The organism is Sporocytophaga myxococcoides, from assembly GCF_000775915.1.
Taxonomy (GTDB): Bacteria; Bacteroidota; Bacteroidia; order Cytophagales; family Cytophagaceae; genus Sporocytophaga; species Sporocytophaga myxococcoides_A.
Genome location: NZ_BBLT01000002.1, coordinates 363,533 through 388,299, shown reverse-complemented (window position 1 = coordinate 388,299; position 24,767 = coordinate 363,533). Strand labels below are relative to the sequence as shown.

General features: G+C 37.3%; 20 protein-coding genes and 1 tRNA gene. 11 read left to right on the top strand and 10 right to left on the bottom strand.

What is annotated here, in order from left to right; all coding sequences use genetic code 11:
- Positions 1-21 precede the first annotated feature (21 nt).
- Positions 22-453, bottom strand: coding sequence for a hypothetical protein (locus tag MYP_RS24780; protein ID WP_052429976.1), 432 nt, complete (start codon positions 451-453; stop codon positions 22-24).
- A 173-nt stretch (positions 454-626) separates the two neighbouring features.
- On the bottom strand, positions 627-5,255 hold the full coding sequence (locus MYP_RS05920; RefSeq protein WP_045459870.1) for a carbohydrate-binding protein: 4,629 nt from the start codon (positions 5,253-5,255) through the stop codon (positions 627-629).
- Between the two features lie 840 nt (positions 5,256-6,095).
- On the opposite strand from MYP_RS05920, the gene MYP_RS05910 reads away from it, so the two are divergent.
- The gene (locus MYP_RS05910; RefSeq protein WP_045459862.1) at positions 6,096-6,719 is read left to right on the top strand and encodes a hypothetical protein; all 624 of its coding nucleotides are present in this window, start codon (positions 6,096-6,098) and stop codon (positions 6,717-6,719) included.
- 89 nt (positions 6,720-6,808) lie between these two features.
- Here MYP_RS05910 and gcvP read toward each other — a convergent pair whose 3' ends face one another.
- A complete protein-coding gene (gcvP, locus tag MYP_RS05905) occupies positions 6,809-9,706 on the bottom strand; it encodes an aminomethyl-transferring glycine dehydrogenase (RefSeq protein ID WP_045459859.1) in 2,898 nt (965 codons plus the stop codon).
- A 229-nt stretch (positions 9,707-9,935) separates the two neighbouring features.
- Here gcvP and MYP_RS05900 point away from each other — a divergent pair, with 229 nt between their 5' ends.
- Together MYP_RS05900 and MYP_RS05895 are read left to right on the top strand one after the other, a co-directional pair.
- Positions 9,936-11,501 (top strand): M28 family peptidase, encoded by a 1,566-nt coding sequence (locus MYP_RS05900; protein ID WP_045459856.1) that lies wholly within the window; start codon positions 9,936-9,938, stop codon positions 11,499-11,501.
- Positions 11,502-11,504: 3 nt separating this feature from the next.
- Positions 11,505-12,569, top strand: a complete 1,065-nt coding sequence (locus tag MYP_RS05895) for a 4Fe-4S dicluster domain-containing protein (RefSeq protein ID WP_045459852.1) — start codon at positions 11,505-11,507, stop codon at positions 12,567-12,569.
- A gap of 96 nt (positions 12,570-12,665) precedes the next feature.
- Here the strand turns inward: MYP_RS05895 and MYP_RS05890 are convergent, their stop codons facing one another.
- Positions 12,666-14,054: a DEAD/DEAH box helicase gene (locus MYP_RS05890; RefSeq protein WP_045459849.1), complete on the bottom strand. Its 1,389-nt coding sequence runs from the start codon at positions 14,052-14,054 to the stop codon at positions 12,666-12,668.
- Positions 14,055-14,125: 71 nt separating this feature from the next.
- Between MYP_RS05890 and MYP_RS05885 the strand changes: the two genes are divergently transcribed.
- From MYP_RS05885 to MYP_RS05875, 3 genes are all read left to right on the top strand, one after another.
- Positions 14,126-15,463 carry a dihydroorotase gene (locus MYP_RS05885; protein ID WP_045459848.1) on the top strand — a complete coding sequence of 446 codons (1,338 nt, stop codon included), beginning with the start codon at positions 14,126-14,128 and terminating at the stop codon, positions 15,461-15,463.
- Between the two features lie 69 nt (positions 15,464-15,532).
- Positions 15,533-15,606 (top strand) — tRNA-His (locus MYP_RS05880).
- Between the two features lie 505 nt (positions 15,607-16,111).
- Positions 16,112-16,378, top strand: a complete 267-nt coding sequence (locus MYP_RS05875; RefSeq protein ID WP_052429975.1) for a GIY-YIG nuclease family protein — start codon at positions 16,112-16,114, stop codon at positions 16,376-16,378.
- Between the two features lie 142 nt (positions 16,379-16,520).
- Here the strand turns inward: MYP_RS05875 and MYP_RS05870 are convergent, their stop codons facing one another.
- Both MYP_RS05870 and MYP_RS05865 read right to left on the bottom strand, forming a co-directional pair.
- Positions 16,521-17,264 (bottom strand): hypothetical protein, encoded by a 744-nt coding sequence (locus MYP_RS05870; protein WP_045459846.1) that lies wholly within the window; start codon positions 17,262-17,264, stop codon positions 16,521-16,523.
- Between the two features lie 3 nt (positions 17,265-17,267).
- Positions 17,268-17,480, bottom strand: coding sequence for a hypothetical protein (locus tag MYP_RS05865; RefSeq protein ID WP_045459840.1), 213 nt, complete (start codon positions 17,478-17,480; stop codon positions 17,268-17,270).
- A 600-nt stretch (positions 17,481-18,080) separates the two neighbouring features.
- On the opposite strand from MYP_RS05865, the gene MYP_RS05860 reads away from it, so the two are divergent.
- From MYP_RS05860 to MYP_RS05840, 5 genes are all read left to right on the top strand, one after another.
- Positions 18,081-18,515: a lipocalin family protein gene (locus tag MYP_RS05860; protein WP_045459829.1), complete on the top strand. Its 435-nt coding sequence runs from the start codon at positions 18,081-18,083 to the stop codon at positions 18,513-18,515.
- A 413-nt stretch (positions 18,516-18,928) separates the two neighbouring features.
- Positions 18,929-19,948, top strand: a complete 1,020-nt coding sequence (locus tag MYP_RS05855; RefSeq protein WP_045459827.1) for a GlxA family transcriptional regulator — start codon at positions 18,929-18,931, stop codon at positions 19,946-19,948.
- A gap of 41 nt (positions 19,949-19,989) precedes the next feature.
- The gene (gene gap / locus MYP_RS05850; RefSeq protein WP_045459825.1) at positions 19,990-20,997 is read left to right on the top strand and encodes a type I glyceraldehyde-3-phosphate dehydrogenase; all 1,008 of its coding nucleotides are present in this window, start codon (positions 19,990-19,992) and stop codon (positions 20,995-20,997) included.
- An 81-nt stretch (positions 20,998-21,078) separates the two neighbouring features.
- The gene (locus MYP_RS05845) at positions 21,079-21,636 is read left to right on the top strand and encodes a DJ-1/PfpI family protein (protein WP_045459823.1); all 558 of its coding nucleotides are present in this window, start codon (positions 21,079-21,081) and stop codon (positions 21,634-21,636) included.
- Positions 21,637-21,756: 120 nt separating this feature from the next.
- Positions 21,757-22,596: a hypothetical protein gene (locus MYP_RS05840; protein WP_045459821.1), complete on the top strand. Its 840-nt coding sequence runs from the start codon at positions 21,757-21,759 to the stop codon at positions 22,594-22,596.
- Between the two features lie 29 nt (positions 22,597-22,625).
- Here the strand turns inward: MYP_RS05840 and MYP_RS05835 are convergent, their stop codons facing one another.
- The 4 genes from MYP_RS05835 to MYP_RS05820 all read right to left on the bottom strand — a co-directional run bounded on the left by MYP_RS05835 (position 22,626) and on the right by MYP_RS05820 (position 24,653).
- Positions 22,626-23,057, bottom strand: a complete 432-nt coding sequence (locus MYP_RS05835) for an SRPBCC domain-containing protein (RefSeq protein ID WP_045459819.1) — start codon at positions 23,055-23,057, stop codon at positions 22,626-22,628.
- Positions 23,058-23,188: 131 nt separating this feature from the next.
- Positions 23,189-23,449 (bottom strand): YHS domain-containing protein, encoded by a 261-nt coding sequence (locus MYP_RS05830; RefSeq protein WP_052429974.1) that lies wholly within the window; start codon positions 23,447-23,449, stop codon positions 23,189-23,191.
- 370 nt (positions 23,450-23,819) lie between these two features.
- Complete coding sequence (locus MYP_RS05825) at positions 23,820-24,215, bottom strand: VOC family protein (protein ID WP_045459816.1); 396 nt, start codon at positions 24,213-24,215, stop codon at positions 23,820-23,822.
- Positions 24,216-24,248: 33 nt separating this feature from the next.
- Positions 24,249-24,653: a helix-turn-helix domain-containing protein gene (locus tag MYP_RS05820; protein ID WP_052429973.1), complete on the bottom strand. Its 405-nt coding sequence runs from the start codon at positions 24,651-24,653 to the stop codon at positions 24,249-24,251.
- Between the last annotated feature and the right edge of the window lie 114 nt (positions 24,654-24,767).

Genomic DNA, 24,767 nt, shown 5'->3' with positions numbered 1-24,767 from the left:
GATCCCTGAAAATAGCTCTTCTTATTTAAAAAAGCCTCCGATTTTTTCTGTAATAGAACCTACTCCACCTATTCCGAACTTTTTCAGTAAATCTCCACTATCTTTTGCCTGTCCACCTTCAGTGGAAAACTTATCCAACAGAAATGGCACTACGGAATTTCCAATGGATTGAGCTTTGGCTTCATCAATGCCCAATTTGGAAGCTAATGAAGGAACAAATTTCTTCATGATGGAATTAGAGAAATTCTGCTTCCCTTCCGGATCACTTTTACCGTTAAATAAGTTCAAGAGTTGATTAACATTTCCTGAAGAGGCCATACTTTTTAAACCTCCATTAAAAGATTCTCCAGCTACTTCCATAGTTTTATCGATCTGCTGTGAATTCAGTTGTTCTTTTTGCTGAAGAACTGGTCCCAAATTGTCTTTGGCGATCTTTAAAATCTGATCTATCATATACTTTGCTTTTTATTTCTCCTATCAAAACCTCAGTGTTCTTCAATAGGTTCTGGAGAGAGGGTTCTATAAAAGAAGACACAACCTAAATGCAAAAAGGGGCTAGCCTTTTTCCGGCAGCCCCTTTTTGGTTCCTTATAAAACTTAACTAAAGTGAACTTATAATTTCATTACTAATTCTTTATAACTCTGGTTGTGTAAACCTGACCTTCGTAAAAAACAGTAACAATATAAATTCCAACAGCAAGTCCTTTTCCTATTGGAAGCAACTGCCCTTCAAACGGAGTAGAATAAGAAGTCACAGGTTTTCCATATACATCTGTGATATTTACATTAGCTTCAGCATTGCCGCTTCCTGCGAACGGGATATATACCAGTGTTTCATCATTAAATGGATTCGGACCTGCAATAGTCATTTCCTGATTCGCTGCTACTGCTGCAGAAGGCATTGCAATTTCTTCACAAACAGAAATATTTTTGATGAAATTAGTTGTTTTAGCATTAGGCTGACCTGTCCAGTTTAGCTTCACAACTAAGTAATAGCTTCCTGTAGAAAGTGCGTTAAAAGTTACTGACTGCTTTTCAAAATCAGCAGAGTTAAACGTACCTGTAATTGAAGTTAAAGGCTGAGCATTTACCGGACCATTCCACTCAATAGATTTACCGAATCCAGTTTCTATAGAAGCAACTTTATTTGATCCATTATCTTTAAAGTCAAATGAAATGGTATACGCTTTTCCTGCTTCTACAGAATATTTTCTTCCACTTTCAATCACATAAAGGTACGATTGCCCCCATGCTCTCTGAGTTATTTGAAGTGCACCATCAACATTACTTAAACCTGCTCCGCTATACTGATCTGCAAAGGAATTTCTTACTACAAATTTTGAAGCGTCTGGAGTTGCTGTAAGCTGACATTCTGTTCCTGTTGAATCTGAAGGTTTCTTTACAGGAATAAACTCAACATAATTCAGATTAAACTCTGCTGAATCCATTACTATTTTCATGATCTGCACACCTGCTGTTAGCTGGATGTTTGGAATCTTAACCGTTGCATACTTCTGCCAGTCGCCTGTGTTCGGAACTATTACCGGTCCAGAAATATCAACGCCATTCATTTCTATATGAAGGACCTTGCCTGTATTCGGAGAACCTACACGCACGCCAAGTTCATAAGTACCTGTTGAAGCTACTTCCACAGTGTAATTTAACCACTCACCGATATCCATAAAGCCGATATCATATCCACCTTCTGCACATTTTTCAATGTCTACAAAATCGTCTCTGTATTCACCGCCTTTGTTGTCCTGAGTATCATCATAGTAGGCTATATTCAACCCTCCTAAATCATAGTCTTCTGCTTCTATTCTGCCTGGGATAAGTGCAGGACTGCCATGGTATGGAGTAGAAACTGTTGGGTTTGGTGTTGAGACGCTCTTGAATTCAACATAATTCAAATTAAACTCTGCTGAATCCATTACTATTTTCATTACCTGCACACCTGCTGTTAGCTGGATATTTGGAATCTTAACCGTTGCATACTTCTGCCAGTCACCTGTGTTTGGCACTATTACCGGGCCAGAAATATCAACGCCATTCATTTCTATATGAAGGACCTTGCCTGTATTCGGTGAACCTACACGTACTCCAAGTTCATAAGTACCTGTTGAATCTACTTGTACTGTGTAATTTAACCACTCACCGATATCCATATAGCCGATATCATATCCACCTTCTGCGCATTTTTCAATGTCTACAAAATCGTCTCTGTATGCACCGCCTTTGTTATCCTGAGTGTCGTCATAGTAGGCTACATTCAAACCTCCTAAATCATAGTCTTCTGCTTCTATCCTGCCAGGGATAACTGCCGGAATTCCATGGTATGGAGTAGAAACTATCGGATGAGTTGATACTCTCTTGAACTCAACATAATTCAAATTAAACTCTGCTGAATCCATGACGATTTTCATGATCTTAACACCTGCTGTAAGCTGGATGTTCGGAATTATAACGGTTTCATACTTCTGCCAGTCACCTGTGTTCGGTATAGTTACCGGACCAGAAATATCTAAGCCATCCATCTCTATATGAAGGACCTTGCCTGTATTCGGTGAACCTACACGCACTCCAAGTTCATATGTACCTGTTGAATCTACTTGTACTGTGTAATTTAACCACTCACCGATATCCATAAAACCGATGTCATAGCCACCTTCTGCACATTTTTCGATGTCTACAAAATCGGCTCTGTATTCTCCGCCTTTGTTATCCTGGGTATCATCATAGTAGGCGATATCCAAGCCACCAAGGTCATAATCTTCTGCTTCGATTCTGCCCGGAATGATCGCAGGGCTTCCATGATATGGAGTAGAAACTGTTGGGTTTGGTGCTGATACTTTCTTGAACTCAACATAATTCAAATTAAACTCTGCTGAATCCATGACTATTTTCATGATCTTCACACCAGCTGTAAGCTGGATGTTTGGAATCTTAACCGTTGCATACTTCTGCCAGTCACCTGTGTTCGGAACAGTTACAGGACCAGAAATATCTAAGCCATCCATCTCTATATGAAGGACCTTGCCTGTATTCGGTGAACCTACACGCACTCCAAGTTCATAAGTACCTGTTGAATCTACTTGTACTGTGTAATTTAACCACTCACCGATATCCATAAAACCGATGTCATAGCCATCTTCTGCACATTTTTCAATGTCTACAAAATCGTCTCTGTATGCACCGCCTTTGTTATCCTGAGTATCATCATAGTAGGCTACATTCAAACCTCCTAAATCATAGTCTTCTGCTTCGATTCTGCCCGGAATGATCGCAGGGCTTCCATGATATGGAGTAGAAACTGTCGGGTTTGGTGCTGATACTTTCTTGAACTCAACATAATTCAAATTAAACTCTGCTGAATCCATGGCTATTTTCATGATCTTCACACCAGCTGTAAGCTGGATGTTTGGAATCTTAACCGTTGCATACTTCTGCCAGTCACCTGTGTTCGGAACAGTTACAGGACCGGAAATATCAACGCCATCCATTTCTATATGAAGGACCTTGCCTGTATTCGGTGAACCTACACGCAATCCCAGTTCATAAGTACCTGATGAATCTACTTGTACTGTGTAATTTAACCACTCACCGATATCCATAAAACCAATGTCATAGCCACCTTCTGCACATTTTTCAATGTCTACAAAATCGTCTCTGTATGCACCGCCTTTGTTATCCTGAGTATCATCATAGTAGGCTACATTCAAACCTCCTAAATCATAGTCTTCTGCTTCGATTTTGCCCGGGATGATTGCAGGGCTTCCATGATATGGAGTAGAAACTGTTGGGTTTGGCACTGATATTTTTTTGAATTCAACATAATTCAAATTAAACTCTGCTGAATCCATTACTATTTTCATTGTCTGAATACCTGCTGTAAGCTCGATATTTGGAATCTTAACAGTTACATACTTCTGCCAGTCACCTGTGTTCGGAACAGTTACAGGACCGGAAATATCAACGCCATCCATTTCTATATGAAGGACCTTGCCTGTATTCGGTGAACCTACACGCACTCCAAGTTCATATGTACCTGTCTCTTTTACTTCAACAGTATAATCCAGCCATTCTCCGATATCCATAAATCCGATGTCGTAGCCACCTTCAGCACATTTTTCGATGTCTACATATTCCTCTTTTCTATACTGACCACCTTTGTTATCAGGAGTATCATCATAATATGCAAGATTAAGTCCGCCCTTGTCAAAATCTTCAGCTTCTATTCTTCCTGGAATTTCAGCAGGAGTGCCATGATAGGGCTCCTTTAAAGCATTTCTTTCATTCACTACAATAGTAATCGGATCTGAAATAGTGAAAAGTCCTGAATTATCAATAGCCTTAACAGTTATAGAATGAGTTCCAACCGGTGCATTGTTCCACAATAGAGAATAAGGCTCAAGCAGTTCCTGACCGATTTTCTCAGAACCATTGTAGTATTCTACTTTAGTTATAGTACCATCAGAATCAGATGCATCTGCATTGATAGTGATCACTTTTCCCTCCTGAAATGTCGAATTTGTAGAAGGTGAAGTAATCTTAACTACAGGCGGAATCCCTTGGGCTACTGAATGAACAGTAATAGTTACGTTTGAAGAGACAGATACAGCAGCTTCATTATCCGTAGCTTTTGCAGTAATAGTATAGGTACCGGCTACTGCATCTGCCCAATTGAAAGTATAAGGCAGTGCTGTTCTCTCTGCAATTTTTGTGGAACCATTAAACAATTCAACCTTTGCAATATTTCCATCTGGATCTGAAGCGTTTACTGAAACAACAATTGTTTCTCCTTCAGCAATTGAAGTATTGGCAGTTGGAGTTACTATTGAAACAACAGGTAAAAGATTAACTCTGTCACCAACCGTAAATGTCACTTCTGAAGAAGTTGCCGATGCTCCGCTTTGATTATAAGCTTTTGCAGTAATGGCATAACTTCCGGCAGGCACATCTGTCCATGTAATGCTATATGGACTGGAAAGATCTTCCCCGATTTTAATAGAGCCAAGATAAAACTCGACTTTGCTGATAGCTTCCTCAGAATCCGAAGCGTTTGCAGTTATCGTAACAGATTGACCTACTGCAAATGTCGCATTGGCTGCAGGAGATATCAGTGAAACTGTGGGTGATGAATTTGAACTTTGATTAACCGAGAGAAATGTCCCGTCCTTTGATACTGTGGAGCTTCTTGCATTCCAGGGTTGTCCCAGAATGGCAAGTGACAAAAAGAGTAAAACTTTTTTTTTCATTGTTGTTTTATGTTTTTTATGCGGTTTAAAAAAACAAATAAATTCTACCCCATGAAACCTGAACTACTCAGATTACGTAGGGCAACAGGAAACCAAAAATATAAATATTTTTATGAAAAGTTTAAATTAAATTACCCATGAACAAAAAAACTTTGGAAAATTACAATTGTTCATATTTTTTTTAATTTTATCCAATCTCAATGGATAAGTATTTACCATGTTATCAAAGCTTACTTCTTAAAGCATACCAATAAATCATCTCTGGAAAATCCAAATAAAAATTTACCACCTTGGATTGATGCACATGCACATTTGTCTCAGGTCTCCTTAGATTTGAAATGCAGGCAATTTAATTAAACTTGCATGGTCATAACATTTCAACATACAGCAAGATTTCTTATTCTATTTTTCAATGACTTACGTGCAAGAGGATAACCATTATTATTTTATACTCCTTTATTAATTTCAATAAAATAAATTAAACTGATGTTTTACTCATGAGGAATTTCTGTTGATGAAAACTAAAATCAGAAAAGAGCGAACAGTGGTTCAAGATCTCCTCTGGCATTTAAACATTGACATTCATGTAGATGCCTCACCAATATTACATACAAGATTGAAGGAACAGATTACAAATACAACTTATTATAAAATCAAGTTTTATCTTTTGAGAGAAGTCCTTTTACTCTCAAAGCCTTATTTGTTTTTCTCATGTAAGAATGACTTAAACAATTACGTCTCCGATAATTAATACATAGTGAATTAAGATTTTTCGCTAATGTAACTTCGTTACATTTCAAACAAATTAAAAATTAAATAAGGCACAAGGCCCACAATATAATGACCCAAAAGATATTATTATTAGTTGTTTTCTCATTGATTTTATCATCAAAGCTACTTGCCGAAAAAGTTAAAGGAAAAATCTTTTTTGAGAATGATACCATTGATGTAACTTTTGATATTCCGGTTGGTTACTTTTCTCTAGATATCAATTATGAAAGCCTTCAAGAGAAAATCAAATACATTGATTCTACCGGAAAGAAAAAAGTCCTCCGCCCTGAGGATGCAAAAGAAATAAGGTTCAAATATGAGTTTAAAAATGTCAGGATGTTATCCAGAGAAAATTCTCTCTTTTTAGGAAGACCTTTATCAAGAGGGTCTCATATATTTCTTAAACTTGAAATCGATGGTAGATTAAAGTTGTTTAAGTACTTCCATACGCAGAGAGGTGGCGGAGGATATAATTCAGTAACGGGAACTATGAGTAGCGGATTTGCATATAGTTCAGAGGGATTTATCCTTCAAAAAGAAAATTCTGAATTAAAAAAAATTAAAAGATTTAAAAAAGATATGCCTGAATATTTTAGCGATTGCCCAAAGCTCATAGAAAAGATAGAAAATAAAGAGTATCGTGAAAATGATATAGATCTGATTGTCAAGTTTTATAATTCATGGTGTAAATAGTTTTAGTCAATAAACTAAAAGGGAGGTTATCCAATGGACAACCTCCCTTTATTATCTCTATTCCTTTCTAAAGAAAGATCTAAACTGATCTATTGAACCACCTCTTCGTGTGAAGCATAGTCTTCAACCGGCAGGCAAGTACAAACAAGATTTCTATCACCATAAGCATTATCTATTCTGCTTACAGAAGGCCAGAACTTTCTCTGTCTGATCCATTCAATCGGGAATGCTGCTTTCTCTCTTGTATATGGCCTTGTCCAATTATCAGCCATGATGACCTCTGCTGTATGAGGAGCATGCTTAAGTACATTGTTGACTTTATCAGCTTTTCCGTTTTCTATTTCCCTGATTTCCTCTCTTATCTGAATCATTGCCTCACAGAATCTGTCTAGCTCTTCTTTAGACTCACTTTCTGTAGGTTCAATCATAAGTGTTCCTGGCACAGGGAATGAAACTGTCGGAGCATGGAAACCATAGTCCATCAGTCTTTTTGCAATATCCTCTACTTCAACTCCAACAGAGTGCTTAAACTCCCTGCAATCCAGAATAAATTCATGAGCACAACGACCTTTGGTGTTTGTATATAGAATCGGATAGAATTTCTCCAATCTAGCCTTTATATAATTTGCATTCAGAATAGCATGCTGAGTAGAGCTCTTTAAACCCTCAGCTCCCATCATTGCTATATAAGCATAAGAAATAGGTAATATACTTGCACTTCCCCAAGGAGCTGCGGAAACTGCATGAATAGCTTTTTCACCACCAGTTTTTACCAGAGGGTTTCCCGGAAGGAATGGTTTCAGATGAGCTGCCACTCCAATAGGACCTACACCAGGACCACCACCACCGTGCGGTATACAGAATGTCTTATGCAGATTCAAATGACATACATCTGCCCCGATACTGGCAGGACTGGTAAGACCAACCTGAGCATTCATATTTGCTCCATCCATATAAACCTGGCCACCTGCATCATGAATAATCTGGCAAATCTCTTTGATACCTTCTTCAAAAACACCATGTGTAGAAGGGTATGTTACCATCAATACACAAAGATTGTCTTTGTATTGCTCTGCTTTACTTCTTAAATCAGAAATATCAATATTTCCTTTATCATCACATTTCACCGTTACCACCTTCATACCGGCCATGACAGCAGTAGCTGGGTTTGTACCATGAGCAGAACTAGGAATAAGCGCAACGTTTCTGTGCGTTTCTCCTTTGTTTTGATAATAAGCTCTCACGACCATCAAGCCTGCATATTCTCCCTGGGCTCCTGAATTGGGCTGTAAGGAAACACCTGCAAAACCAGTAATTTCAGAAAGCCAGTTCTCAAGGTTTGTAAAGATCTTCCTATACCCTTCAGCCTGAGCCGCTGGGACAAATGGATGAATCTGACCGATTTTTTCCCAGGTTATGGGCATCATCTCCGCAGTAGCATTCAGCTTCATAGTACATGAACCCAATGAAATCATGGAATGAACTAATGAAAGGTCTTTATTTTCTAATCTCTTCAGATACCTCAGCATTTCGTGCTCAGAATAGTAAGAGTTGAAGACAGGATGTTGAAGGTAAGATGACGTTCTTTCCAATCCGGGGAAAGAAATATCAACGTCAACAGAAAGTTTTGATAAAATATCTTCAGCCTTTTTCCCTTTTACTTCTGCGAATACAGAGATAATATCTTTAAGAGCTGCAACGTCTACTGTTTCATCAAGCGTAATAAATGTGCTGGTTTCAGAATAACGAAAGTTGATTTCTTTTGCTTCTGCAGCCTTCTTTACAGCATCAGTCAAATTACCTGTTTCAATTTTCAGAGTATCGAAAAACAGTTTGTTTGATTGATTGAATCCTAAATCGGTGATGGAATTATTCAGAAGCTTAGTAAATCCTGCTACCTTAAACGCTATGTTTCTTAAACCTTGAGGCCCATGATAAACAGCATAGCTGCCCGCTATTACAGCAAGGAGCACCTGAGCAGTACAGATGTTTGAAGTTGCTTTTTCTCTTCTTATATGTTGCTCTCTTGTTTGCAAAGCCATACGGTAGGCATGCTTACCTTGAGCATCTACTGAAGCCCCGATTACTCTTCCTGGTATACTTCTTTTGAATTCTTCTTTAGTAGCAAAATATGCAGCATGTGGACCGCCGTATCCCATAGGTACCCCAAATCTCTGAGTGGAGCCTACGACTACGTCAGCACCAAATTCCCCCGGAGGTGTAAGGAGTGTAAGACTCAGAAGATCTGCAGCCACACCAACCATAATATCCTGTTTATGCGCAGCATCAGTAAGATTTTTATAATTAATAACCTCACCGTTAGCATCAGGATATTGAAGCAATATACCGAATATATCAGCGCTTAAAGCTTCTGGTGTATTGATATCTCCTATCTTAAGCGTTATGCCAAGAGGAGTAGCTCTGGTTTTAAGAACATCTATGGTTTGAGGGAAACAATTTTCCGAAACGAAAAAAGTATTTGCATTCTTTTTCGAACCTGTTCTTCCGGAATGCATGAGGTTCATAGCTTCTGCAGCTGCTGTTCCTTCATCAAGAAGGGAAGCGTTTGCAAGCTCCATTCCGGTCAGATCGGTAATCATTGTCTGATAGTTGATCAATGCTTCCAGTCTTCCCTGCGCGATCTCTGCCTGATATGGAGTATAAGCGGTATACCACCCCGGATTTTCCAGGATATTCCTCAGAATAACTGGAGGTGTAATACAGGCATAATAACCTAAACCAATATATGATTTATAAATTTTATTTTCATTTGCCAGGGAACCAAAGTGTTTAAGGAATTCAAATTCAGTTAGTGGTTCAGGAAGGTTAAGGTCATTTTTAAGGCGAATAGACTCAGGGATAGTTTCGTTGATCAACTGATCCAGATTTTTAACACCTATCAGATCCAGCATCTCCTTCTGATCATTTTTTGAAGGTCCTATATGTCTTTCGTTAAAGCCTGATTTTTGGTTAAGGTTAATTTTCATAAACAGGATTCCAATTATGCATTTCTATCTTACAAAAGTACTTAAATTTAAAGTGAGATAATAAGCAAAAGAAAAGGCTGTGGATAACTATTACAGAGCGTCATTCACAACTCCTTACTGATTATCAATTATTAAATAATTTCAATGATTGTAAGAACCTTTTTTAAGTTCTGTCAATTATATTCATTAGTTTCTTTTTTTACGCGAGCCCTATAATTAAATTTACTGCATGAACAGATTACTCATTATTTTCAGTCTTTTTACCTTGTTGAACCAGGCCTTTGCCCAGGTTACAACCTATGAGAAAACCATTACAGCCAATGACCTTTCCAGACATCTTCACATTCTGGCTTCTGACAGCCTGGAAGGAAGAGAAACCGGGATGGCAGGTCAAAAGAAGGCTGCTGAATATATCAAAAACCACTTTCAACAACTTGGTTTACAACCTCCTGTAACAACTCCGGATGGACAGAAATCTTACTTTCAGAAGTTTATCCTGGTAAAGAGATCCTGGGGTGATGTATATCTGAAAGTCGGAAAGGAAAAGAAAGTTTTTCTTAAAGACTTCTATGCCTACGGAGATATAAAAGTTCCTAAGGAGATAAAAGTTCCCGTTGTCTTCGGAGGATATGGAATTAATACTGCAGATTATTCAGACTACAGAAATCAGGATTTAAAAGGAAAGGCTGTCATAATATTTATGGGGGAACCGGTAAAAGACGGAAAATCTCTGGTAACAGGCACAGCAAAAGCATCTGACTGGGGCAACGATTGGAGGAAAAAAGCATCCGAAGCAAGAAAACTGGGCGCTCAGGAAGTCTTCATTATAGTAGGAAATAATTTTACTGATTATGAAACAAGACTGAATCAACTTAAAAGTCACATAGCTCAACCATACCTTAGTTTTTCACATAAACTAAGAGGAGGAAGTGCCTTGTTTATCAGCACCAAGCTTGCAGCAGAGATGCTCAAAACAACTGAGGAAAAACTTTTGACTCAGAAGGAAGAAATAGCAAAAGCAGGTAATGATTACAAATCTCCGTTTAAGCCGGCAAAACTTTCATATAAAGCAGATGTGGTTGAATCGGCAGTAGAGACTGAAAATGTACTTGGCTTAATAGAAGGAACAGACAAAAAAGATGAAGTAGTAATACTTACTGCTCATTATGACCATCTGGGAATTGAAAATGGAAAAATTCATTATGGAGCAGACGATGATGGTAGTGGAACTGCTGCCCTTCTGGAGATAGCAGAGGCTTTTGCACTTGCGAAGAAAAACGGACAAGGGCCGAGAAGGAGTGTACTAATAATGCCTGTAACAGCTGAGGAGAAAGGCCTTATGGGATCAGAGTTTTACACAGATCATCCTGTTTTCCCTCTTAACAAAACTGTTGCTAACCTTAATGTAGACATGATCGGAAGATTGGATGAAGACCATGCCAATAATGAAAACTATGTCTATATCATTGGCAGTGACCGGCTTTCTACAGACCTTCATACAATTAATGAAAATGCCAATAAAAACGGAGTTCAGTTAGAACTGGATTATAAGTTTAACAGATTTGATGACCCTAACAGGTTTTACTACAGATCCGACCACTATAACTTTGCAAAAAACAACATTCCTGTTATATTTTATTTTAGCGGAGTACATAAAGATTATCACCAACCTACAGACACAGTAGATAAAATTCTATTTGACAAAGCTGCCAAGATAACAAAATTGATTTTTGCTACGGCATGGGAACTTGCCAACAGAGAGGAAACGATTAAAGTTGACGGAGGGAAGAAATAATCAATGACCAAACCTGCATATCTGGAGAACTTCAGCAATCCTTCCCTTGCCAGGAAAAGAGCGTCTTATATTAGAGAGATTACGGTTTCGAATCTTGAAAAACACCTCAAAGATTTCGAGACGAATTTTTCAAAAAAAGGTGGGCATGTGATCTGGTGTGGTACTTATAATGATGTCCAGAATGAAATCATAAGGCTTGCTGAAAAATTTTCTCTTAAAAAGTTTAACATTTCTGCTAAAGCAGCATTAAAGCTTCCTCAGAGTTTATCGGGCAAACTGGAAAATCTTGGTCTTGAAATAATCAGCAAAAAGAATCCGGTAACTGAAGAAAAACGGGTATTGAGTATTTCTGAAGCCGGATTTTTAATAGCCGAATCCGGCAATGCAATTATAACCGGCGAAGCTTTGAACTTCTTTGCGGCAGGTCAGGTAACTATACTTGTAGCGGACATAAACAAAGTGATTCCTTCAGGAAAAGACCTACCCCTTTTCCTTGATTTTTTTTCTTCACCAGAAAAGCCTCTGGAGTTCCAGATGCTGTCTGGCCCATTATCACCAGCACATAGACTTATTGTAATTCTGATCGACGGTGGCAAGACTGACCTCCTTCCGGATCCACTAAAAAGACAGCTTGTTTCTTGCATAGATTGTATGCAATGTGTTTCTGTTTGTCCTGTAAACCATACGGATCAACTAATCCAGTTTCCTGTCAATTCTATTATAACTCCTGATAATGTAATTCAACATCCAGTTTATTCCTGTACCCTTTGCGGTAATTGTACTCTTGCTTGTCCAGTTAAAATTGACCTTCAAACCTTATTAATCATGAAAAGGAAAGATGTCTTTGCTGCAGAGTCCAAAAAGAAACATATGCTGACAAAGCTCTTCAGATTTGCGATGCTCAAAACCAATATCGGCAATAAAATAGGTGGAAAATTTAAAAAGCTGCTTTTAGGATACCTTGTAAAGAAAACTTGGGGCAAGCGAGGAGGGCTCCCCGACTCAACCCCAAGATCTTTCAACCAGCTATGGAAAGTTGTTAATAATTATTCAACCAAAAAACTATAATACTAAAATAAGCAATTAGATGTTATAACGCTATCTTTTTAGATTAATAAAAACAAAATTTCGATTATTGTAAAATTCAATTAGTCAAAGTAAAAGTCATTTTTTAAACTTCCCTTTTGGTGCAGACTTACCTTTAAGTCCGGCTTTGGCTTTGGCTCCTGCAGATTTTGCCTGAGCATCTTTTCTCCCTTTCTGCCCTGTTCCTTTTTTACCAGAATCCTTTCTTCCTGGCAAATCTTTCCTTGGATGTTTTTTCTCATGGAATGCTCCTTTAAACTCAGGATTGAGTCTCTTTTTAAGGTCATCCAATTCCCGATCCATTCCCTGTTTTTCTTCAAATGGAGTATCTTCTATAATTACTTTCTCAGGAATTTCTTTGACAGAAATACTTTTACGTATCAGCTTTTCAATCTGCTCTATGTGATACGTTTCATTTGGCAATGCAAAAGTAATTGCCACGCCACTTTCACTTGCCCTTCCAGTCCTTCCTACTCTATGTACATAATCTTCATAGATGAGTGGCACATCAAAATTGATTACATGGCTAACTTTGGAAACATCTATTCCCCTTGCAGCGACATCAGTCCCCACAAGTATCCTTACATTACCTTCCTTAAACGCTTCTATTGAATTGATACGGGTGTTCTGTCCTTTATTTGCATGAATAACTCTGACTTCAGAATAGATCTTTCTTTCTATGAATTTGAAAACATTCTCAGCTGTTTCTTTTGTCTTCACAAAAATGATGACTCTGGTTAATTCCTGATTTCTTAATAAATGTCCAAGAAGATTTATTTTGGTTTTAAAGTTGGGAACTTTATATAGTTCCTGTTCTATTGCTTCAACAGTAGTAGCCTGAGGAGCTACTTCTATTTTCATAGGATATTCGAGGAATTCTTCTGTCAATGTCTCAACCTTAGAGGGCATAGTTGCGGAGAACAGTAAGTTTTGGCGTTTCGTCGGTACCACTTCAAGGATTTGCCTTATTTGTGGCATAAAACCCATATCCATCATCTTGTCCGCTTCATCCAGGACGAGTGTCTTGATTTCTTTTACAACCAATTCTTTTGCCCTGTAGAGGTCCATAAACCTTCCAGGTGTGCCGACTATTACATCTACGCCTTTCCTGATTTCTTCAATTTGCTGCTTAGGACCAATTCCCCCAAAGACAGCTACAGTTCTGATATCAGTATATTTCGCCAGCTTTTTAATTTCTTCATTTATCTGAATTCCCAGCTCTCTGGTCGGGGCAAGGATCAATGCCTTAGGATTCATTCCCTGAGCATATTTTATTTTCATCAGTAATGGCAACAGGTATGCAGCTGTTTTGCCGGTACCGGTCTGAGCGATACCTAGAATATCATGCCCTGCCATAATTTGTGGAATGGCCTTCTCCTGAATTTCAGTTGGTTTCTCATAACCAGCATCTTCAATGGCGTTAATTAGTTGCTTATTAAGCTTTAAATTTTCAAATAAATTGGACATGATCTATTATAGCAATATTATTGTTGCCCCAAGATGAAGCAGGTTGTATCTTGTGACAAATATTTTCAAGAATGAAAAAAATACTTATCCTTAATGCAAATATAGTAAATGAAGGGCGTATCTCTTCAGGTGATATTTTTATAGAGAATGGATTTATTGCAGAAATTGGCCATAACCTCTCTTCCAAACCGGCCGATAAAATAATCGATGCGAAAGGAAAGTATCTGATTCCCGGCGTTATAGATGACCAGGTGCACTTCAGAGAACCAGGTTTAACACATAAGGCAACTATTTATTCTGAAGCTAAAGCAGCTGTTGCCGGCGGCATAACCTCTTTCATGGAAATGCCCAATACTGTTCCCAATACACTGACACAGGAGCTGTTAGCCGAAAAATATACAAGAGCTTCACAAACATCCTTAGCCAATTATTCTTTTTTTATGGGTGTTTCAAATGACAATTTACAGGAAGCTTTAAAAACTGATCCTAAAAATGTCTGTGGGTTAAAAGTATTTATGGGTTCTTCTACAGGCAACATGCTGGTTGACAATGAGAAGACACTTGAAGAAATATTTAAAAACGCAGGAATGCTCATTGCGACGCATTGTGAAGATGAGCAAACAATCCAGAGGAACACTGCTCTTGCAAAAGAAAAATACGGAGAAAACCCTGCTTCATCCATTCACCCTATCATAAGGAATGAAGAAGCCTGTTACAAATCTTCTTCAATGGCTGTAGCTTTGGCAAAAAAATTTAATTCAAGGCTGCACATCCTTCACATTTCTACAGAAGAAGAGATCAGCCTTTTTGATAATTCAAAACCCTTAAGTGAAAAAAGAATTACTGCCGAAGTCTGTGTCCATCACTTGTGGTTTGACAGCGGAGATTATGACAGACTTGGAACCAGGATAAAATGGAATCCTGCGGTAAAGGAAAAAAGACATAAAGAAGCTCTTTTCAAAGCGATGCTTGATGATCATCTTGACATCATTGCTACTGATCATGCTCCTCATACAATGGAAGAGAAGAGTCAGAACTATTGGAAAGCGCCTTCAGGAGGACCTTTGGTTCAGCATAGCCTTAATGCCATGCTGGAGTTCTACAAACAAGGTAAAATCAGCCTGGAGAAAATAGTAGAAAAGATGTCTCACAATCCTGCAATTTGTTTCCAGATTGAAAAGAGAGGATATATCAGGGAAGGTTATTGGGCTGATCTGGTTTTAGTGGATCTGGGAGCTTCTTATGAGGTAGCTAAAAACAATATTCTATACCAGTGTGGCTGGTCTCCTTTTGAGGGAGTGAATTTCCATTCTAAAGTTACCCATACCTTTGTAAGTGGCAATTTAGTGTATGAAGATGGAAAATTTGACGAAAGCAATTATGGCAAACGCCTATCTTTCAACAGATAATAATTTTAACAAATATTTTCTTGTAAATTAAAATTCGTTCTTATATCTTTGCACACCTAAAGTAAAACGGTGGCCATAGTTCAGTTGGTTAGAACATCAGATTGTGGTTCTGAGGGTCGTGGGTTCGAGTCCCATTGGCCACCCAAAAAAAGTAAAGCGACTAAATTTTAAGTCGCTTTTTTTATTTCTATCGCTTTAAGATCGATCTATTAGAACTATAATAGTTCAGGAAGGTTAGATCATCCCGACCTTGGTCGGGAGGGTCGTGGGTTCGAGTCCCATTGGCCACCCAAAAATAGTAAAGCGACTAAATTTTAAGTCGCTTTTTTTATTTCTATCGCTTTAAGATCGATCTATTAGAACTATAATAGTTCAGGAAGGTTAGATCATCCCGACCTTGGTCGGGGAGGGTTCGTGGGTTCGAGTCCCATTGGCCACCCAAAAATAGTAAAGCGACTAAATTTTAAGTCGCTTTTTTATTTCTATCGCTTTAAGATCGATCTATTAGAACTATAATAGTTCAGGAAGGTTAGATCATCCCGACCTTGGTCGGGAGGGTCGTGGGTTCGAGTCCCATTGGCCACCCTTATAATTAAAGCGACTAAATTTAAGTCGCTTTTTTTATTTCAGATTATTTTTTATCCAGCTATGAAAATTTACTACACCTACATCCTGGAGTCTGAGACTTCGGGAAAACTTTACATTGGCCAAACCGATAACTTACTGGCACGACTGAACCGTCATAACAATGGAGGATCCTTATATACTAGGAACAAAGGACCTTGGAAACTTCTCTATTATATCACCTTTGAAACAAGAGCTGAAGCTATGGCGAATGAGAAAAAGTTAAAGAATTTTAAGAATCCAGCTAAGGTTAAAGAATATATCAATAAACATAATAGTTCTGCTGGTTAGATCATCCCGACCGAGGGCGGGAGGGTCGTGGGTTCGAGTCCCATTGGCCACCCAAAAAAAGTAAAAGCCTTTCAATTTAAAATTGAAAGGGCTTTTGCTCTTCATTAGGCAGATGGAGATCTTCTAATTAATCTATAGCCAACTACTCTTCCTGCTTTTCAATTACATTTTTAAGAAACCAGGCAGGGAATTTTTTATCATGGTATTTCATTTCACCTTTAAAAAATTCTGCGACTAACTTATATTCTCTTCCGGAATTGTCAAAAATATAAGCCCTTCTGACAAGCTTAATAGCTTGAAACAATAAATCAAGGGAAGCGATATACCGTGAATTGATTTTATCTTCACCAACATAGTGTCCCCCCTTTCCTACCCTGTTATCAATTCTATCTATATTTACTATGGGTGATTCTGTACTTATGTAGTATAAATATGTCTTATATCCTGCTTTGTTTGCCCAGATGATATCCTCCAACTTGGATGGATGAGACATTACTGTTTCAAATGAATAAGAAACTCCGGATTTAATAAACTCTTGTCTTATGAAAGCTGTGACAAATGCTGCTTCATAGGAATTGGTTTCTTTTGATTGATTGACAAGAATATTATCTATATACTTTATATCTATCTTATACCCTTCTTTTTTTGCTTTCTTTTTAAGTGTAGAGCTTTTGCTAAAATCCTGAAATGACTTTTTATCTACTTTTAGATTTAATTCTGATAAATTGATAAATCCTTTTTCACGAGGCTCCTTTTCAACATTATCAGCATTTAAAAAATATCCAACATTAAAATCTACTCTATTGGAAAAATCATGAAATAAGGATGACTTTCCTGATCCATTAGGTCCAGCAAATATTCTTAGCCGCTTTTGTTTATGAGCCATTTGTTATATTTCCCCAATAACTTTTTGCTTTCCATTGGCATCCTCTCTGATAATTTTTCCTTCTTCCACATAGGTAATTGATAAGCCTAGCGCCTTAGACTCTTTGATGGAACGTTCAGCACTCATCTTGCCGACTTCTTTTAAAAATTTTGTATAAGAGGTATTAAAACCTTTACCTTTTTTACCAGGATTGTCTCTATTAGATTTTGTTGCCATTGACTTAAAACTATTAAGCTTTACTAAAGTAACAAAAAAACTTCAAGAATGATCAAAGCCCTTTCTAACAAACTAATCGTTCTAAAAAATATCCACCCTTTTTATGTCAGCAAGTATCTCTTGCCTTCTTTTTCCATTAAGCAGACTTTAACTTCATTTTACAAATATAGCTCAACGACAAAAACCACCCATTCACCCTGCAAACAATATCATACAAAGAAGCTCCCCTTAAAACTATTAAAAAAAATTTGACAACCCATTTATATATTAAACGTATGAGTGATCATTGTGACAATTTTAAAAATAACAAATGCTCAAAGTTCTTCTTTATAATAATTCTAAATTTTACAAATTATAGAATTATTGAACAGCAAAAAGTCCATTGTTAAATACTGAGATTCAAACATGTATAATTAGAAGTACTTTTCATATACATAATTTCAATTTTCAAGATGGATTATGACACTTTGAAATATTATAAACACAATATATATTTGACCTATTATTTAAGCTTAAATAATTTTTAGAAGGCATTACCTTCGACCAATAGAATAAACAAAACAAACAATAAATTTTTATCAATTAATTTAACACCTTTTTATGAAAAATTTAAAATTATCTGCTGCTGTCCTAGCAGGCTTAATGGTTGTTTTTTCTTCTTGCAAAAAAGACAAAGATGAAGCTGCGGCTCCTTCTAAATCAAAAACTGAGTATTTAACTACTGCAAAGGGCTGGAAAATTACAGGATTCACAATTGCCGGCCAATCTATGTTTAATCAATATGTTGACGCCTGTGAGAAAAGTGCTTTAGATGTATACAAAACAGGTGGTTCTTATGACCACACCTATGCAGATAAATGTGATGAAGACTATGATGGGACATGGAAATTGACTAATAACGATTCCCAAATAGAAATTGATGGTGATACTTATAAAATTGATGAGCTAAACGGTTCAACCTTTAAATACTCAGAAACGCAATCTTCAGGTGGAGCTTCAGTTACTACTCAATATATATTTACTGCTCAAAAATAATTTGCAATAAATCTTTTTATAAAAAGCTGCCTTCAAAAAGGGCAGCTTTTTATATTATTTTTTTGCTCTATCATTTACATTTGGATCAGTAGAATATCTTATTACCTCTTTCATGTATTCCCAGCTACTAATCCTCTACATATACCTTCCTAATCTCTTATCCAGAGTATCATATTTGAAAAAGGATCATATTCTAATTGTGAGCCTTTAAGGGTATGACTCCTTTATCCAATACTACACGCCGAAGCATAGCATGACTATAAACCACACAAATCGAATAGTTTACTCAACACTCCTATATCAAAACCTTCATTCCGCATTTTTAAATTTGGCAGAAAATGCAACAAAATTGCCATTACTGCCAAGATCCTTTTCTTCTATATTTGACTTATATAATAAAAACAAGGGAATTTATGACTCCTGTAAACGGTATAAAAGAAAGGCTTATCGCCATAGTTGCCATGCCAGATACCATGCTGATTGATATTGCAGGACCGGCAGATGTATTTAGCAGAGCCTCTCTTGCCTTAAAATCCGGTACTCCCCGGAAAGAAGCTTACAAAGTGATCACCATTTCTCCGGAACATGGAAAAAAAACATGTACTTCATCATCAGGAATTACTATTAATACCCCTCTGAGCTATAAAGCAATTGAGGAGAAAATTGATACCCTGATCATTGCCGGTTATGCTTCCAAAAGCCCTTTCAGACTTAGCAAAGACTTTTATAAGTGGCTAAACCAGAATTCAGGAAAAATAAGAAGGATCGCATCCATTTGCAGAGGTACCTTTGCTTTGGCAGAAGCAGGTCTTCTGAATGGCAAAAGGGCCACTACCCATTGGATGGCCTGTAATGAGCTACAGACAAGGTTCCCTGAGATTATAGTTGATCCTGATCCAATATTTATCCGTGATGGGAAAATATATACTTCCGCAGGGGTTTCTTCAGGCATGGACCTGGCACTTGCAATGGTTGAGGAAGATTACGGCAGAGAGCTAGCCCTAACTGTAGCAAAGGAGCTGGTGCTATATCTTCAGAGACCAGGTAATCAATCTCAATACAGTACAATACTGGCACAGCAGCAAACAGAAAGCGGGCCCATCAGGGATGTTCAGGAATATATATCCGAGCATATTAAAGAGGATTTAAAAGTTGAACAGCTTTCGGAACATTGTGCTATGAGTCCAAGAAATTTTGCAAGAGTTTTTCTGAAAGAAACCGGCATCACCCCTGGAAAATATGTAGAGAAAGTTCGGCTTGAAAAAGCCAAAAGGAGTCTTGAAGATTCCAACCTTTCCCTTGACCAGATAGCAGATAATTGCGGAATAGGCAGCCAGGATTCACTGAGAAGACTTTTTCTGAAACATCTGAACGTTACTCCCGGACTTTATCGCAAAAGCTTTAAGACAGCTTTCAGGGATAACATTGCTTAAGAAAAACAAAGATTTATTTTTCATTAAAAAATATAATTGTTATGTCAAAGATAAAAATTGGGATCAACGGATTCGGCAGAATCGGGAGACTTGTATTCAGAGCAGCTATTAAAAGATCTGATGTTGAAGTCGTAGCTATCAATGACCTAATTAATGCCGACTACATGGCTTATATGCTCAGGTATGATTCCACACATGGGAAATTTGATGGAAGCATTGAAGTAAAGAACGGTCAGCTTGTCGTTAATGGCAAAGCTATCCGCATCACTGCAGAAAAAGATCCTGCCACACTTAAATGGAATGAAGTAGAAGCTGAATATGTAGTAGAATCTACAGGATTATTTCTGACTAAGGAAACTGCTCAGAAACACATACAGGCAGGAGCAAAACGCGTGGTGCTCTCGGCCCCTGCCAAGGACGACACTCCTACTTTTGTCATGGGGGTCAACCATGAAACTTATACCAAAGATCTTAATATAATATCCAATGCGTCCTGCACGACAAATGCATTAGCTCCTATCGCGAAAGTATTGCATGATACATTCGGGATTGTTGAAGGACTAATGACTACAGTACATGCAGTAACAGCGACACAAAAAACAGTGGACGGACCATCAGCAAAAGACTGGAGAGGAGGAAGAGGTGCTTATCAGAATATCATCCCTGCATCTACAGGAGCCGCAAAAGCTGTCGGATTGGTCATTCCATCTCTTAAAGGTAAACTGACCGGTATGTCGTTCAGAGTTCCTGTTGCAGATGTGTCCGTAGTGGATCTTACCTGCCGTCTTGAAAAACCTGCGAGTTATGGAACTATCAAAAAAGCGGTAAAGGAAGCCTCAGAAGGCAAACTTAAAGGCATCTTAGGTTATACAGAAGATGAAATTGTCTCTACTGATATTCTTGGAGATGACAGGACTTCTGTATTTGATGCAAAAGCAGGTATATCTCTTAATGAACATTTTGTAAAAGTGGTTAGTTGGTATGACAATGAATGGGGTTTCTCAAACAAGCTTGTTGACCTGATTGCCTATACCAGCAAGGTTAAGTAAACATATTTTCAATCTGAATCTCCGGTTTTAATTGACCGGAGATTTACTACTTTTATATTAATTTTTCACATACTTCAAAACATGAAAATAGCTTACATAATTTTTGATGGCATTACCTGGCTTGATTTTATAGGAGTATATGACCCGCTAAGCAGACTCAAATCACTTAATTATATTCCTGATCTGGAATGGGACATTTGTGCTTTTACTGAAAGTAATAAAGATAATTTTGGACTTGAAGTGAAAGTTAATAAAATAAAAAATAATCTTGGTGCATATGATGCCATCATTGTTCCAGGCGGATTTGGCACAAGAAAGCTTCAATTTGATACTGACTTTATCAATTGGCTGAAGACCTCAGAAAACGTAAAATGTAAAATTTCCATCTGTACCGGAAGCCTTCTTCTGGGAGCTGCGGGATACTTAAAAGATAAAACTGCCACTGTAAATTTCATGGAGTATGAAACCCTTGCCTCTTATTGCAAAACTGTAAGCAAGGAAAGAATCGTTGAAGATGGAGATACAATTACTGCCGGCGCTGTTTCTGCTTCTCTGGACGTTGGACTTTATCTTTGTAAAAAATGGGCAGGAGATGATGCCGCCAAAGAGATAAGGAAAAAAATGGATTATCATGGTTGATAATAGAAAGGCAGTTAATACATTTCCTTGTTAAGATGTTTACACAAGAATTAAACATCTTATTCAACTGCATGTTTTTACCCATGATAAGATAAAGGTTTGCCTTGTCATTTCCTGGCTATGTTTAAAAACGTAAGAAAAAAGATATCATCTCTTTTAAGAAAACCTCCAAGGGAAAGTATTGACAAGTTTGAAGAGAAGATTCTGGAGAGCCTTATTACCGCATATATCGATGCATCTAAGAGAACAAGGCAAATATTCCTTATTCTCAATATAGCAGGTATCATCATTTTTATTGCTGAATTTAACAGAGTTTTTAGCTGGCTTCATTATTTCAGAGAGAATAAAAATCTTGTTAAAGATCCACAGCAGGAATCTTTTCAAAATATCATTTATGACAAATTTGAGCTCATAGAAATTCCTGTTATAGGCATTCAGTTTTCTGTCAGCGACATCATACTAGTTGGCATGCTTGGCTTTGTTGTCATTGCTACCTGGTATTACTTCTCAGCAAGGAGACAACATCATGTAGTTTCAGAATTGCTGGAGAGATCACGGAACTCAGACAATTTACATATCAAAAGATACCTTTACTTTGGAATCGTAAATCAATCTGTTTTTCTAACCGGGTCAGATGTTGACACGATAGATTTCAAAAAGAAATCGTCTTATAGAATAGTTGCTCAGATTTTACAGGCATTTCTCGTGATCCTCCCCTTTTCCCTTATCGCTTTTGAATTATTCAGATTATACAACTATGGAGGTTTTTACCCTGATGGTAAGATGTGCTGGGACATGACCAAAGGACAAAGAACTGACATTATTGTTCGTCTGATCATAGGTTTAGCACTTGGGTTGTATTCATTTAATATCTGGAATGATATACGAAAACTTATGGAAGCCACCAAGTGGAAATTAAGAGAGATGGGCAGAGAAGCAGAGGTACCTGAAAAAGGGTAATACTTTCGCTACCTCTGCGCTTATTAATGTTATTTTTTTTCTAAAAACCTCTTCATTGAATCAAGCACCACAGCCCAATTTTTTTCAGAATGTTCTCTGGCTTCTTCTGTCTTTATATTATCCTGACTTATAGTCAGACGGACACCTGATTCCAACTCTTCCAGATCATAAGATATATTGGCATAATTTTCTTCAACATCGGGTGTACCGGACATAGAGCTCCAATAAGTGTATTTTAATGTTTCCTCTGGCTCTATGGCAGTAATAATTCCGCCGTCTTCATAAGGTTTCCCATCCCAAACACCTTTGAAAGAGATTCTGCTACCCACTTTCCAGTCGGAAGAGGTGTCAGTACCAAACAAGTATTCTTTAATGATTTCAGGATCAATGAGGGCATGCCAGACAGTTCTAATATCTGCATTGATCTCGATGGAAGCTTGAGCAATCAGGTCTGTTTTCATTTTTATTTTCTATGATTAACTCTGTAAATAAAAAGTAGTTTAGTGACAACCTTATGTCAGCAGATATCTTTTAGGAAAAAAAAGAGCTCCAAAATTCGGAGCTCTTGAATCAGACAGATATTTTCAGATTATTATTTCAAATAGGTCTCTGAGTTTTTCGCAAACTCTTTTTTACACTCTGTATTACAGAAACCATATATTTTACCATTAAAATTCAAGGTATCAGCAAGATGGCCTGCAACTGGCATTTTGCAGACTGGATCTGTATCTAAAGCTAATGATGATAACTCAATGGAAATCTTTTCGGCTTTGTTCTTTTCCGGTGATGAGCAAGAATAAGTTGATAAAACACCAGCAAGCAGGAAAAGCGATAAGGATATATTTTTTAACATGGTTTTATTTAAAAATTTCGGTTAGATTTTAATCATAATAGTAACGAATTTATAAGGAAAAACTTTCATTCCAAACAAAATTTACTAACCTACTATTTATCTGAAACTTACCAGAACACCAGAAATGAATCGATGATTATTCTATCCAACAAGTAAAATCTTCATTACACTTTATCGGCATCACTTCAGTTAGGTCACTATCCATAAAATTTTGGTAGAATAGATCTTTTTCTGTCATTCCTTATCTTTTACCACTGACTTATATACATAGTTGATCTCATAATCAAAGGTTAATTGGATTGCCCCTGGCACTCCAAAACTCTGATTAAAGAACTCCGCTTGACGTTATATCAATACCGACAGCAAATCTTTATAGCATTTGTACTATTTGTATATTATTTCCACATGTGTCATTGAAAACAGCTATTTTAACTGTCCCCATTTCAGTTGGTTTTACACTGAATTCAACTCCAAGATTTTTCAACCTTTCATATTCTTTTTGAACATCTTCAACATTGAATTGTGTGTAAGGTATACCAGCTTCAAAAAGTGATTTTTGATAAACTTTTGCTGGTTCAAAATGGATTGGAGAAGGCTCTAATAGAACTTCTGGCCCGTCTTGCTCGTCAGGACTTACAACTGTCAGCCACCTACTATCTTCGCTCAATGGCACATCAATCTTTTTTACAAAACCCAATTTTTCAGTGTAGAATTTCAAGGCTTTTTCCTGGTCCTGCACCGGAACGCTTATTACTCTTATTTTCATCTTTTTAAAATTTTAAGTTTAGACAGTAAAATTTCAAAATTCTTGCTTATCCGACTTTGTGAAAATTGCTCTTTTTTGAAATTCTGTTGGTGTCAGTCCAAACTTAGATTTGAATAAAGTGCTAAAAGAACTTGGGCTTTCAAAGCCAATATCAAAACAAGTCCCTGTTACAGATTGCCCCTCTCTTAAAAGATCCTTTGCTTTTTCCAATCGTCGGCCAATAAGATATTGTCCTGGTGTTTGTCCGTAGTACCTTTTGTAAAGTCTTATCAGATGAAATTTTGATGTAAATCTAATATGTGAAAGTAAGTTCAGATTTAATTCTTTATCATAGTTATTGTTTATAAAATGACGTGTCCCAATAACAGTGTCAATCTGTCCCTGGTTAAAGAAGCAGTTGTTTTTTATGCGTGTTATTTCTTTTAAATAATAGGTCATGTTATCATATAGTCTTACAATTACAGCACCGCTTTGCTATAAGACTTTGCTTTATCAAGGCAAAGCAAAAACAGTTTGAGCAATATACTCAAAATCATGCGAGGCACTACTATA

Coding starts and splice junctions, on each gene's coding strand:
- MYP_RS05900 (WP_045459856.1), top strand. CDS start 9,936: ATGAACAGATTACTCATTATTTTCAGTCTTTTTACCTTGTTGAACCAG.
- MYP_RS05860 (WP_045459829.1), top strand. CDS start 18,081: ATGAAAAATTTAAAATTATCTGCTGCTGTCCTAGCAGGCTTAATGGTT.
- MYP_RS24780 (WP_052429976.1), bottom strand. CDS start 453: ATGATAGATCAGATTTTAAAGATCGCCAAAGACAATTTGGGACCAGTT.
- gcvP (WP_045459859.1), bottom strand. CDS start 9,706: ATGAAAATTAACCTTAACCAAAAATCAGGCTTTAACGAAAGACATATA.
- MYP_RS05895 (WP_045459852.1), top strand. CDS start 11,505: ATGACCAAACCTGCATATCTGGAGAACTTCAGCAATCCTTCCCTTGCC.
- MYP_RS05845 (WP_045459823.1), top strand. CDS start 21,079: ATGAAAATAGCTTACATAATTTTTGATGGCATTACCTGGCTTGATTTT.
- MYP_RS05885 (WP_045459848.1), top strand. CDS start 14,126: ATGAAAAAAATACTTATCCTTAATGCAAATATAGTAAATGAAGGGCGT.
- MYP_RS05875 (WP_052429975.1), top strand. CDS start 16,112: ATGAAAATTTACTACACCTACATCCTGGAGTCTGAGACTTCGGGAAAA.
- MYP_RS05835 (WP_045459819.1), bottom strand. CDS start 23,057: ATGAAAACAGACCTGATTGCTCAAGCTTCCATCGAGATCAATGCAGAT.
- MYP_RS05865 (WP_045459840.1), bottom strand. CDS start 17,480: ATGGCAACAAAATCTAATAGAGACAATCCTGGTAAAAAAGGTAAAGGT.
- MYP_RS05820 (WP_052429973.1), bottom strand. CDS start 24,653: ATGACCTATTATTTAAAAGAAATAACACGCATAAAAAACAACTGCTTC.
- MYP_RS05910 (WP_045459862.1), top strand. CDS start 6,096: ATGACCCAAAAGATATTATTATTAGTTGTTTTCTCATTGATTTTATCA.
- MYP_RS05855 (WP_045459827.1), top strand. CDS start 18,929: ATGACTCCTGTAAACGGTATAAAAGAAAGGCTTATCGCCATAGTTGCC.
- MYP_RS05840 (WP_045459821.1), top strand. CDS start 21,757: ATGTTTAAAAACGTAAGAAAAAAGATATCATCTCTTTTAAGAAAACCT.
- gap (WP_045459825.1), top strand. CDS start 19,990: ATGTCAAAGATAAAAATTGGGATCAACGGATTCGGCAGAATCGGGAGA.
- MYP_RS05825 (WP_045459816.1), bottom strand. CDS start 24,215: ATGAAAATAAGAGTAATAAGCGTTCCGGTGCAGGACCAGGAAAAAGCC.
- MYP_RS05830 (WP_052429974.1), bottom strand. CDS start 23,449: ATGTTAAAAAATATATCCTTATCGCTTTTCCTGCTTGCTGGTGTTTTA.
- MYP_RS05870 (WP_045459846.1), bottom strand. CDS start 17,264: ATGGCTCATAAACAAAAGCGGCTAAGAATATTTGCTGGACCTAATGGA.
- MYP_RS05890 (WP_045459849.1), bottom strand. CDS start 14,054: ATGTCCAATTTATTTGAAAATTTAAAGCTTAATAAGCAACTAATTAAC.
- MYP_RS05920 (WP_045459870.1), bottom strand. CDS start 5,255: ATGAAAAAAAAAGTTTTACTCTTTTTGTCACTTGCCATTCTGGGACAA.